This window comes from Paenibacillus sp. ov031 (assembly GCF_900143165.1).
GTDB classification, from domain to species: Bacteria; Bacillota; Bacilli; order Paenibacillales; family Paenibacillaceae; genus Paenibacillus; species Paenibacillus marchantiae.
This window is the reverse complement of sequence record NZ_FRDO01000001.1, coordinates 1490514-1503258: the sequence shown is the minus strand read 5'-3', so window position 1 is coordinate 1503258 and position 12745 is coordinate 1490514. Positions and strand designations below refer to the sequence as shown.

Genomic DNA, 12745 nt, shown 5'->3' with positions numbered 1-12745 from the left:
CAAGTGATGTATGAGGCATTTTGTATAGACTTTATTATTCAAGTTCTCGATCATTTGTGGGAAGGGACCAGTGAATTCTCACCCGCATACCGCCGAGTGGACTTTGATCCAATTGGATACCTGAATGAACAGGATCATGAATACGCAGACGTTCAGTGATGTTCCACAGGGCACAACCTATGGTATCTACAGGAGGTTCGGCAAGTCTAACCATAAGGGAGTTGATCTCGTCAAGTGTCATCCCTGTTCCATCATCTTCAACAGTAAGAAGGATACCTCGTTCGGTCCGTTCTACCTTAACCTGTATATAACCTGAATCACGCTTCATTTCAATTCCGTGGATAATACTGTTTTCCACCAGAGGCTGGACAAGCAGCTTTGGAATTGGAATAGAACTGAGATCATCGGGCAGTTCGATATGATAGGAGAGTCGTTCCATACGCAGACATTGAATTTCAAGATAATTCCGGACGATACCCAGTTCTTTTTCCAAACGGGTCATTGGTTCATTCAGGCGGGTCGTATATCTGAAATACTCCGCAAGATTCTGGGTCATGGCCGTAACGGCTTCCTCGTTGCCAAGTCGCGTCATGTTATTGATGAAAAACAGGCAATTATAAAGGAAATGCGGATTGATTTGAGCCTGCAACTGCTTGAGCACAGCTTCTCGTGCTATGATTTTTTCTTTATATACTTTCTCGATCAAGTCTTCGATCTGTTCGGCCATGTCATTGAACTGTCCATACAAATAATCAAATTCATTGCCGCTCTGCCTCTTAATCCGATAAGAGAATTCAGCATGCTTCAGCAGTCGAACTCCCTTCAGAAGAACCAGTATAGGAATCTGAACTTTCCGAAAGAGAACAATGATAATTGTCAACCCTGCCATAAATAGCATTACACAGGCGGAGTAGAACCAGATTTGGCTGGTTTTAATGGGTTGCAACACCTTATCCAGAGGCATAAAGTCAATAAGATACCATTCAAGTTGTTGCGAATAAACATAGTTGACGATATAGTCAGAACCGTTAACGGAGACTGTCTCGGTACCGGAAGCAGGCTTAAGATTAGTGACGACTTGGTCTAAAATAAGGGAGGTCAAGGGATTTGCGTTTTTGCGAGTAATGGATCCCTGATTCGGATGATAGAATACGGCCTCATTCTCTCCCTGATGTGAGTTTTCTACAAGTTCCTCCAGATTGCCCCGAGGGAACTCCATTCGCATAATTAGCTCGGAATTCGTCTTGTATTTATAAAATGCCCCTGAAACAGGATCGATTTTCCACCCTGACTGTGGTGAATCATTCTCAGGAGACTGCATCTGATTTTCCGAAGATACAATCCATTGATTGAGGAGGATGGAGTAGATGGATATTTTGTTACTCCATCCTTCCGAAAGACTTTGAAGTTTCACTCTGGCCTCAACATTCTGAATGAGCTGAACTTGCTCAAATGCACTCATGACGTCGATCGATTGAAGGAGAGCAATTGTATTATCCGTTTCCAGTGTAATGGCAAGCATATTTAACCGATCTATGTTCTGGTCGAGTGTATTTACTACAAATTGAACCCGATTAAGGTTGTTGGCCTCAATATCTTTTTTGACTGTATCCAAGCTGGACTGGACAGAGAAGGTGTACATGATTAATACTGCTGCAAGCATAATCAAAGTAATTGCCACCATGTTCAGGAATGTTCTGTACTTCTGCTTCACACCGCTATTCCCCCTGCCAATGATGTAAATATATCTCATTGTAGGGCGACCAAAGGAGAAACACAAGTGAAACAAAGAGTAATAGAAGCGTAAGTTAAGATTGAATTATGGAATGTTGAAATAGCGTTATTTCGATCCCATAGTTGTCACGATATGATTAAGATGAAATAGATGAAGGAGAATTTTGAATATGAGCTGGAGGAAAAAATCCCTGCTTCTGTCCGTCCTTTGTTTGGCTCTATTGACGGGATGTGATGAAACAACTCCTCAACAGGAATCTGTTAAACATGAAGTCGTCCTAACCACCGTTAAGATGGATGAACCAACCACCGTATACAAAAACAGCGAAACGGCGTCCGATAACGTACATATACGTTGGGCCAAGAAGACATTGGGGGTGGATATTCGCACACAATGGAGTGCTCCAGTGGAGGATTACGATATGAAGCTTAGATTAATGTTGTCTTCCGATGACCCACTTCCTGATGTATTTTCATCTAAAGTCATGGATACGACGAATCAGTTCCTGACTTCAGGAAAGGTATTGGATGCGGGAGAAGCCTTTGATCAATACGCCTCTCCCACCTGGAAAGCGGCTATGGCTGAAGTTCCTGAAGCCTGGCAACCGTTCACTGAAAATGGAAAAAGAATGGCAATCCCCATTATTACTGAACAAGTTTCACAAGCTGTACTATGGATCCGTAAAGATTGGCTGGATAAACTGGGACTTGAAGCCCCGCGTAATCTGGATGAACTCGAACAAATCATGAAAGCCTTTACTTATGATGATCCGGATGGGAATGGGTTAAAAGATACCTACGGCATTGATTTTGCCATCAAGGATCAGTATCTGGCTTCCCCAACAGGAGATATCTCATGGGTATTCGGGGCTTATGGAGCCCTTCCTGAAATATGGGGTGAAGATGGAAAGGGACAGTTGATGTACGGCAGCATTCAACCGGAGATCAAAAAAGCACTGTTGAGACTGAGATCATGGCAAAGCAAAGGATATATGGGAAACAACGTTGCATTACAAGATTTCAGTCAAGTTAACGAAAACGTAATTGCCGGCAAGGTCGGAATTGTTGCAGGACCACGATGGTTTGCTGACTATCCGGTGAAGCAGCTCATAGCTAGAGATTCTCAAGCAGAATTTATTCCTAATCCGATACCAACGGGTCCTGATGGAACAGCAGGGAGACTGGCGGGCAATTCTTACAGTGCTGCTCTCCTTATTAGCAAAGACATTTCTGAAGAAGCGTTACAGGCATTTTTTAAATACCAGAACTATTTATATGAAGCAACTGTAACCGATGATCCGTTCTTTCTTAGCGCCTATCAAAACGGGTATGACTATGTTCTGAAACAGGATGGATCTATTAACAGTGAGAGCAGTACAATTCCAGGAGGAAAAGTAAATACCTCCAAATATACATTGTTTAGCCAATATGCAAGCTACCCCTCACGATTTAAAGACGCCATTTTAAAACTAGGCAAGGGTGAACAACTGAATGCTTATGATCGAGCCGTCTTTTTCAGCATGGGGGTAGACCCGAACAACCCGGATGAGTTGCCGGTTACACAGGCAGACGTTGTTGAGGCGACTCAGGAAAAAATAGACCAACGAAACCTGTTTCAAGGACCGGCGACGAAAATAATGCGATCAAGGAACACCTATCTGCAAAAGATGGAGTTGGATACCTTTAATTCTATTATTTATGGCGAGCAGCCTATAGAGGCTTTTGATGATTTTGTTAAGAAATGGCTCAAATCTGGCGGAAAACAAATGACGGACGAAGTGAACGAGTGGTACAGGTCAATCCAATCTCAATAATGCAGAACAAAGTTGTGAGAACGTATTCAACGATAATGGAGGGTAAAGTCATGAAAATCACAAATTTAAAAACAAATCATGTATCCAATCCGTTAGGATTCGCAATAGAATATCCAAGCTTATCTTATGTTGTTACGGAGACTACTGCAACTAAACAGATTGCTGCACAAATAGAAATAGCGCTGGATGAAGCCTTCATTAACATCGTTTTTGACAGTGGTAAAAAAGAGGACATTGATTCACTCGCATATATACCGTCTCTGACGTTAGCTCCAAGGACCCGATATTACTGGAGAGTACGGGTTTGGAACGAACGTGGTGAAGATGCCATCAGTGAGACAGCTTGGTTTGAAACCGCAAAGCAGGAAGAGGCGTGGACAGCTCAGTGGATCACCCCTGAACTGGACAGTTCAGTCCATCCTGTCTTGAAAAGAAGTTTCGAAATTGCGGGTTCAGTGGTACAAGCCCGTGCCTACGTATGTGGTCTGGGTGTTTACGAGATGACGCTTAATGGCGCCAAGGTTGGAGATGAATATTTGGCTCCCCATTATAATGCCTATCACAAATGGTTGCAGTATCAGACCTACGATATTACAGATATGCTACAGCTTGGTACAAACACGGTTGATGTAGGCCTCGGGAACGGTTGGTACAAAGGTCGCTTTGGCTTTGAAGGCGATACAACAGGGGAGCTGTATGGAGACCATTTTGCACTGATTTCCGAAATCATTATTACCTATACAGATGGTACCGAAGTCGTGTTTAAAACAGATACGTCCTGGCGAGCTACCCGCTCCCCGGTGTTGGATAGTAACATCTATGATGGAGAAATTTATGATGCTACTCTGGATGTTTCTGAGGAATATCCAGTCAAAGAAACGAATCTAGGCTACGAGCGTCTGATGGCTAGAAAGAGTCTCCCCGTTGTGATCAAGGAAACATTAAAACCGATCGAGGTCCTCACCACCCCAGCTGGGGAGACCGTCATTGATATGGGACAAAACATGGTCGGCTGGCTACAATTTCGCACTCAGGCACCGCGTGGATCAGTCATTCATTTACAATATGGCGAAGTACTTCAGGATGGTAATTTCTATCGGGAGAATCTTAGATCGGCCAAGGCGGAATATACGTATACATCAGATGGCAATGAAGCCATCATTCGAACCTACTTTACCTTCTACGGCTTCAGATATATCAAAGTAGAGGGTTGGATTGGTAAGTTGGACTTAGACGATTTTACAGGATGTGTTGTTTACTCGGATATGGACCGCATCGGATATTTGGAGACAAGCCATTCAGGAATCAACCGTCTATATGAGAATGCACTATGGGGTCAAAAAGGAAATTTCCTGGATACACCTACAGATTGTCCGCAACGGGATGAACGAATGGGCTGGACAGGTGATGCACAGGTCTTCTCTGGTACTGCTAATTTCAACATGGATACCTATGCTTTCTTTAGTAAGTATGGTTATGATCTATGGATGGAACAGGAAGATCGGGAAGGTATGGTACCCATGGTGATCCCCGTTGGCCGAGTGCAAGGCGGTGGGTCTAGTGCTTGGGGCGATGCAGCCACCATTATTCCATGGAACAGTTACGTTCACTCTGGAGATAAGGGTATTCTTGAGCAACAATTTGACAGCATGAAGGCATGGGTGGACTTCATCAAACGTACCGATGATGAATCAGGCGGCAAACGGTTATGGACAGTAGGTTTCCATTTTGGTGACTGGCTTGCACTGGATGGGGGTAATCCCGATTCTCCAATGGGGGGAACGGATAATCATTTTGTGGCTTCAGCGTATTACGCTTATTCAGCAGATATTGTAGCGAAGGCAGCCAAAGTTCTGGGACATGGAGACCTCGTGGAGACCTATGCGCAACTGGCACTAGAGGTTAGAGCAGCGATAAAGGATGAATTCTTTACCAGCAATGGACGTCTCGCTGTAGATACGCAGACGGCATATGCGGTTGCCTTGTTTATGAATCTGGTGCCAGAACAACACACTCCGCGGATTGAGGAAGACATCCGCATGCGTCTGCGCAAAGACCAGAACCATTTGCGAACAGGCTTTGTTGGAACACCCTATCTGAACCGGGTTCTGTCAGAGCATGGAAGCAACGACATTGCATACACACTGCTGCTGAATGATGATTATCCAAGCTGGCTGTATGCGGTCAATATGGGGGCGACAACGATCTGGGAACGCTGGAACTCTATTCTTCCGGATGGGAAAATCAGCGGAGATGGCATGAACTCGCTCAATCATTATGCTTATGGAGCGGTTGCAGAATGGATGTATCGGAATATGGCAGGAATCAATCCCGTCGAGGATAATCCAGGATTCCGTCATGCTTTACTGGCACCTCTACCTGATTTCAGAATCCAATGGGTTAAAGCTCATGTAGATACGGCAGCAGGACGGTATAAGAGCGAATGGAAATTCAACGAGCAAGGGAATCTGTTCTTCAGCTTCTCCATACCGTTCAATGCAACAGCTACGATAAAACTACCACATGCTCAAATGGAGAATGTGACCCTGAACGGTGTTATCCTTACCGATTCCGGATTACCTGTCACACAGGAAGAAGAGAATACCATAATTGAAGTGAGTAGTGGTACGTATGAAGTAAGCTATGCTCCATCCAAAGTATACAAGAAAATTCTTAGCACACACACTCCACTCAATGACTTGCTTCGTAATGAGGGAGGCCGCGAAGCTTTAAGCGGATTTTCACCAGTTTTTGCTACGTTGAATCCAGAAACCATTGGACCAATGGGAGAAGCGAGTATACGTGAATTGGCCAGTTATCCATCCTTCAGCGCACCTGAAGAACAGTTGGATGAACTTGATCGCAAGTTGGCGATGGTTCAGCTTGACCAGTGAGTGTAGCAGGGTACGTAAGATTACAAAATTTGAAAGTCGTATTCGGTAATGATAGAATTGATATTGTATTGATATACAAACTATCATATATTCGGGAGGCGTTGTAATGTTTACCAATGGCAACAAGGGACATTCGAAGTCGGGAGTTGATTTTCTTGATCAATCGTTTATAAATAATCCCTTTCCGGTCTACAAGGAGCTGCGAAACGAAGATCCAGTGCATCGGTTTCCTTTGCCCAGTGGTCACTTTGCATGGATGATTACTCGCTACGAAGACGCCGTTGAGATTTTTCAGGATAAACGCTTTGTGACGAATCCTCCGTTCATGGGAAATGTTGAGGGGGCAGCTCCGCCACATCAAGAGATCATTTCTCGTAATTTGCTTAGTGTGAATCCGGAGGATCACCGCCGTCTACGGAGATTGATACAGAAAGCTTTTACACCCCGTATGATTGAGCGCCTGCGCGGTAGAATTGTAGAAATAAGTGATGAATTGCTTGACAAGGTACTGGCGAGTGGAAAAAGGGAACTGGATCTGATCGAAGATTATGCTTTTCCCCTTCCGATCATGGTTATATGTGAAATGTTGGGGGTTCCTCTAGAGGATCAGGACAAATTCCAGGAGTGGTCCAATACCATCATGGAGGGATTCAACAATCCACATATGAACGAGAAGAGCGATGAGGTCATGAAGGCATTCGTAGACTATCTGCATGTGTTGATCACAGAAAGACGCCAACATCTTCAGGAAGACCTGATTAGCGACCTCATCAGCGTGGAGGAGGAGGGAGATGTTCTTTCGGAGCAGGAACTATATGCCCTTGTCTTCGTTCTAATCATTGCAGGCCATGAAACAACCGTGAATCTGATCGGGAACGGTATGCTGGCGTTGCTTGATAACCCGGAGCAGAAGCAATTGCTCTTGAATGATCCTGAATTGATTCATCCAGCCCTGGAGGAGATCCTTCGGTATAACGGACCGGCAGAAGTGAGCAACATACGCTGGGCTACTGAAGATGTAGAGTATGGCGGAAAACATATTCGACAAGGGGATATGCTCTTTGTTTCGTTTTCGTCTGCAAATCGTGATCCACAGCAGTTCCCCGAGCCGGATACGTTTGATATTACACGTAAGGTGAATAATCATATTGCCTTTGGAAAGGGCATACATTTCTGTCTTGGAGCACCCTTAGCGAGACTAGAAGGGGAGATTGCTATTCATGCGTTACTGCGTAAAATGCCTGATATTCGTCTGAACACAACAGAGGAATCATTGGAATGGCGCCAAGGCATGATTATTCGCGGATTAAAAGACTTCCCGGTTTCGTTCTGATTTACATTAAATGATAAACGTACTTATTCATATTGAATGAAGAGAAGCCACAATTATCGTGGCTTCTTTTTTTATAAGGTACTCACCTCCGATATTGTATTTGGATTACGTTATTTCATCTTAACAACGCGTTATATCCGCATTCCTGTATGGATCTTACAATATAAGTATGAAAGCGAATTCATTGCGTATCCATCAAGAGTATATCGGAGGGGAAAAGCTATGGGAGTTGCAGTAAATGACCAACACGTCACATCTCACACAGACACACCTCATCAACCTGAACGTGAAATTCCGACTAAAAGACTGATCGGAGATTCCATGGGAATGTTTGGGCTGAACATTTCAAGCGGATTGCTGGGACTAATTACGTATTATTACACGGATGTTGTAGGTGTATCGGCAGCAATTGTAGGAACTGTTCTATTGGTTACCAAACTACTTGATGCAGTTGCAGATGTGGGCATGGGCGTGCTCGTAGACCGGACTAAATCCAAGTATGGGCAAGCACGTCCGTGGCTACTCTGGATGAGCATTCCGATGTTTGTATCGTTGTTACTGTTATTTTCAGTTCCGGATATCAGCGTCACTGGTAAAATTGTATATGCCATTATAACAAATCTGGTATTTTACATTATGGTGTATACACCTACATTCATACCCTACTCAAGTTTGATGGCCCTGACTACACGCAACACCTATGAAAGATCTTTAATGGGTATTATCAGATCAAGTAGCGGTTATTTAGCAGGAATGGTTGTGGCGATTGCTTTTCTTCCTATTGTCAACGCTATGGGTGGTGGCAGAAGGGAATGGACTATATTAGCCGGGATTTTCGCATTCATGGCCGCGGCAGGAATACTCATCGCCTTTTTCTCCAACAGAGAGAAATATAACAATGTACAATTGGACGAGCTTGGCGTTTTTCAGGAGAAAATTTCACTAGTCCAAGGTTTGAAAATGTTGATCTCCAATAAATACTGGCTTTTGATGTTCACTGTTGGTAGCTTTTCTCATATTTTGTTCGCATTAGGTGTCGCTGCAGGAACCTATTACGCCAAGTACATCTGGGGAGATGTGAATCTGGTTGCCATTATGGGAGGGATAGGTCTTATTCCGGTCGTGATCGGTTTTAGCTTGTCGGGACCCTTTATCAAAAAGTTTGGCAAACGTAACACAGCTCTTGGTGGTGTTATCATTGGTTTGATTGGAGCAACGGCTAGATTGATTGCACCCGAGAGTATTATGCTAGGACTTGTGTGTTCGGTATTCCAAACCCTGGGTACGATTCCTCTCATGGCAGTTGGAGGAGCACTCACCACGGATACGATTGAATATGGAGAATGGAAGTTCCGTAAAAGAATGGTTGGGTTAACGAATAGTGTTAATGCCTTTGGCAACAAGGTGGGTACTGCTTTGGGAGCAGCCATGATTGGATGGTTTCTAGCCTTAGGTGGTTACGTGGAGCAGGCGAGCGAGCAAGGTGATGCAGCTAAACAAGCTATTATTGCTTTAAACATATATGTACCTATTGTTGTAATGGTCGTGATTGCAATCTGTCTGTTCTTCTACAAACTGGATAAAGAATTCCCTAAAGTCCTTAAAGATCTCGAAGAAAGAAGAACCGCTAAAATTTAAATTGAGAACGCTTCAATATACTATAAATGAAAATATAGGAGGATATATGAAGTTAACAACGGTTGAACTCACCAATACGAACGTTAGTCTAACGGCTTATGTATTGGATTCTTCACAAGGAATGTCTAACATGGGCAATCGACCTGCTGTTCTCATTTTACCTGGTGGGGCATACAGAGCATGTTCAGAGCGGGAGGCAGAACCGATAGCGATGGCTTTTCTAGCGGAGGGGTACCAGGCTTTTACGTTACAATATTCGATTAATCAGAACGCTGTATTTCCGAAACCTTTGAATGATGCAGAAGAAGCACTGGAATTGATTCAGGAGAATAGTTCGAAGTGGGGGATTGATCCAGACAAAATAGCTGTATGTGGCTTCTCGGCTGGTGGACACTTAGCGGCAGCGTTAGGAACTATGGGAAAGATTAGGCCCAATGCCATGATTCTTGGTTATCCATGCATTGTGGAATCGATGAGCCGTATTTTCCCTGTACTGGTACCAGGCGTCGATAAGTCTGTAGATGCGTTAACACCGCCAACGTTCATATTTCACACGTACGAGGATCGATTGGTTCCAGTTAGTAACGCTTTGACTTTTGCAGAAGCTCTTAACCATGCAAATGTCCCGTTTGAGATGCATATCTTTACCAAAGGCGTACATGGCTTATCGCTCGCAAGACCTCATACTTCAGGAGGGTTACGCAGCATGGTCGAACCGGCTGTTGCGCAGTGGTTTCGTCTTTGTATAAGCTGGCTCCGAGGCATATTTGGTGAATTCGCCTCGGAGCGAGAGAGCGTTCAGGTTGATTCTGTTGATCAATACAGTTTGGATGTACAACTGGGTGTTTTGTGGAAAAATGAAGTCTGTAAACAGGTCATTTTAGCCGCAATACCTGTTCTTGGCGAATCGTTGAATCAAGAAGCAATGGAAGTTCCTCTCCGAGCTATTCTTGACTTTGGGGGTGATCTCTTATCAGAAGCAGCAGCAATCCAGTTGGATCATCAATTGCGGCTTGTTCCCGTTCCACCTCGATAATTTACCAAGTATTCAAATGATAATTGCAAATGTAGACAATAAATGATATCTTAATAATCAAAATGATAGTCATACTATCATTTAATATTTTACACACATCATGTATCGGAGGATGAAGAATAATGGCCTACAATGAAAATATTGAAATCGGGGATTTACTGAATAATGAAGAGGCGTTAGCAATTCTAACTAAACATCTACCCGAGTTTATTAACGCTCCTACATTTAAGATGGCTTCCAATTTCACACTAAATCAGTTGGTAGCGGTTCCTCAAGTGGATATTCCTGAAGTTACATTGCTAGCTTTAAAGAATGATTTGGCTGGTATTTCAATTGTGTCAGGAGAAACTCCGAAAACCAAACCTGCGGTTGCTGCAAACAAACAATCTGATTCCCTGGCAGGTAAAGTCATTACAATCACAGGAGCAGGCAGTGGAATAGGAAGAGCAAGCGCCATTCTGATGGCAGCCAGAGGAGCCAAGCTGGTTCTGGTCGATTATAATACTGCAACAGGACAAGAGACACTGGAGCTGGTAAAGGAGCAAGATGGCGAAGCCATTTTTGTACAAGCCGATGTTTCCAAAGAAGATGATGTTCAAAATTATATCCAGCAAGCTGTTAATACGTACGGAAAAATTGATGTAGCTTTTAATAACGCCGGAATCATCCAACAGTTCCAAAGTTTCCATAGCATGAGCCTAGAAGACTTCAATCGAATCATCGATGTCAATCTGAAGGGCATATTCCTCGGAATGAAACATGCACTTCGAGTGATGGACGAACAAGGATACGGTCATGTCATTAATACTGCATCTACAACAGCCATTCGCGCTGAACACAGCTTGGCCGCTTATACAGCCAGCAAACACGGCGTTGCCGGTTTAACCAAGGCAGCTGCGCTTGAATACGTCAGAAAAGGTATCCGTGTTAACGCGATCTGTCCTGGTGGTGTAGCTACACCATTGACAGCGGCTGTTCCACAAATGCTGCAAGACAATGAATATATGCCAGAAGAATTCCCTAATATGAGAATTGGACGGTTTGCTGAACCAGAGGAACTCGCTCAAGTCGTTGCATTCCTGGCTTCGGATGGATCAAGTTATATGACAGGTTCCATTATCGTAGCCGATGGTGGTCTTACCCTTTAAGAATTTCTACATGGACACTAAATTAGAAATGATGAGGGGGATATACAATGAACGAATGAATCCTATCTCATTAACAAACAATAACTTTCAAAGAAAAGGGCAGATTAACTAATTTCTGCCCTTTTAAGAATTTAACATAAATGTTAATTGACGGAGCAAGTTGAGTGTTGATAGCATGGGTTTAATTTAAAACGAAAAGGCTATGATAGGTAAGGTATTAGGGATCTCACAGAGAGATGTCACGGGACAAGAACATTGTTCCATTCAAAGTCGCTATTTTAGCGGCTTTTTTATTTTATCGGTACAGGTTCTTGTCCCGAGCCAAGGACAAGAACCTGTACCGATTGCCGAAATGGACAAGAACATAGTCCGATTACCGATTAGATGATTATCTAAAATTAAGCACATGTAGTTAAAACCTCTGATCTGTATGACATCGGACCGTAGGAATTGATTAAAATGGAATTCTCCACAGTAAAAAAATGAGATAAGTGGCCTTGGTCCTGAGTTTCTTCGGACTAAGGCCCTTATTATATCTGTAAACGTCCGTTGATATAGAACTTGATTATGATTTTGGAAGTTCAGCTTGGAATTAGTCCGCTCTATTGGCTTCTTCGAGAGAACGAATGAGAAGACTATGATCGATCGGTGAAGACATGACAATCAAGATGGTGTAGGTTCCATATTTATCGCACTGATTGCTGAACTCCTCGAGCGTGCGTGTGGATTCTGTTACAACTTTTAATAAATAACTATGTTCTCCGCTTATGCGGTGGCACTCAGCAACATGGGGAGATGCATGGACATAATCAAGAAATGCCAAGCAGTCTCTAGTTTGAAAAAGCATATAGGCAGTCGCATGCTTCCCAATTTTTTCAGGAGAAATAACGGTGTGATATTCTTCGATGATTCCCTTCTCTTCCATTCTCTTAACTCGTTCCGTTACGGCAGGTTGGGATAACCCAATGCTTTTGCCTAGCTCAGTCATTGAAATCCTCGCCTGTTTTTGAAGATAGAAGAGTATTTGTTTATCTACATGATCCATTTGAATAAGCTCCTTTAAATTTAAGGTGTTTTGAAGAAAATAGCTTTTATTACTTAGCATAATTATCATATTTGATTTTATATGATATGTAAAATGGAAGATA

General features: G+C 43.2%; 8 protein-coding genes. 6 read left to right on the top strand and 2 right to left on the bottom strand.

What is annotated here, in order from left to right; translation table 11 throughout:
• Positions 1-34 precede the first annotated feature (34 nt).
• Complete coding sequence (locus BUA17_RS06410) at positions 35-1714, bottom strand: sensor histidine kinase (RefSeq protein WP_063563810.1); 1680 nt, start codon at positions 1712-1714, stop codon at positions 35-37.
• A 190-nt stretch (positions 1715-1904) separates the two neighbouring features.
• On the opposite strand from BUA17_RS06410, the gene BUA17_RS06405 reads away from it, so the two are divergent.
• The 6 genes from BUA17_RS06405 (at position 1905) to BUA17_RS06380 (ending at position 11597) form a co-directional block, all read left to right on the top strand.
• Complete coding sequence (locus BUA17_RS06405; protein WP_072732969.1) at positions 1905-3548, top strand: type 2 periplasmic-binding domain-containing protein; 1644 nt, start codon at positions 1905-1907, stop codon at positions 3546-3548.
• A gap of 50 nt (positions 3549-3598) precedes the next feature.
• Complete coding sequence (locus BUA17_RS06400; RefSeq protein WP_072732968.1) at positions 3599-6442, top strand: alpha-L-rhamnosidase; 2844 nt, start codon at positions 3599-3601, stop codon at positions 6440-6442.
• Positions 6443-6548: 106 nt separating this feature from the next.
• The gene (locus tag BUA17_RS06395; protein ID WP_063563813.1) at positions 6549-7775 is read left to right on the top strand and encodes a cytochrome P450 family protein; all 1227 of its coding nucleotides are present in this window, start codon (positions 6549-6551) and stop codon (positions 7773-7775) included.
• A 222-nt stretch (positions 7776-7997) separates the two neighbouring features.
• Positions 7998-9413, top strand: a complete 1416-nt coding sequence (locus BUA17_RS06390; protein ID WP_170867793.1) for an MFS transporter — start codon at positions 7998-8000, stop codon at positions 9411-9413.
• A gap of 46 nt (positions 9414-9459) precedes the next feature.
• A complete protein-coding gene (locus tag BUA17_RS06385; RefSeq protein WP_072732967.1) occupies positions 9460-10449 on the top strand; it encodes an alpha/beta hydrolase in 990 nt (329 codons plus the stop codon).
• Between the two features lie 395 nt (positions 10450-10844).
• Positions 10845-11597 (top strand): SDR family NAD(P)-dependent oxidoreductase, encoded by a 753-nt coding sequence (locus tag BUA17_RS06380; RefSeq protein ID WP_072733506.1) that lies wholly within the window; start codon positions 10845-10847, stop codon positions 11595-11597.
• Positions 11598-12189: 592 nt separating this feature from the next.
• On the opposite strand, the gene BUA17_RS06375 is transcribed toward BUA17_RS06380, so the two are convergent.
• Positions 12190-12642 (bottom strand): Lrp/AsnC family transcriptional regulator, encoded by a 453-nt coding sequence (locus BUA17_RS06375; RefSeq protein ID WP_072732966.1) that lies wholly within the window; start codon positions 12640-12642, stop codon positions 12190-12192.
• Between the last annotated feature and the right edge of the window lie 103 nt (positions 12643-12745).

Excerpts from the sequence above, each read along its gene's own strand:
- BUA17_RS06405 (WP_072732969.1), top strand. The coding sequence starts at position 1,905 with ATGAGCTGGAGGAAAAAATCCCTGCTTCTGTCCGTCCTTTGTTTGGCT.
- BUA17_RS06390 (WP_170867793.1), top strand. The coding sequence starts at position 7,998 with ATGGGAGTTGCAGTAAATGACCAACACGTCACATCTCACACAGACACA.
- BUA17_RS06375 (WP_072732966.1), bottom strand. The coding sequence starts at position 12,642 with ATGGATCATGTAGATAAACAAATACTCTTCTATCTTCAAAAACAGGCG.
- BUA17_RS06395 (WP_063563813.1), top strand. The coding sequence starts at position 6,549 with ATGTTTACCAATGGCAACAAGGGACATTCGAAGTCGGGAGTTGATTTT.
- BUA17_RS06400 (WP_072732968.1), top strand. The coding sequence starts at position 3,599 with ATGAAAATCACAAATTTAAAAACAAATCATGTATCCAATCCGTTAGGA.
- BUA17_RS06385 (WP_072732967.1), top strand. The coding sequence starts at position 9,460 with ATGAAGTTAACAACGGTTGAACTCACCAATACGAACGTTAGTCTAACG.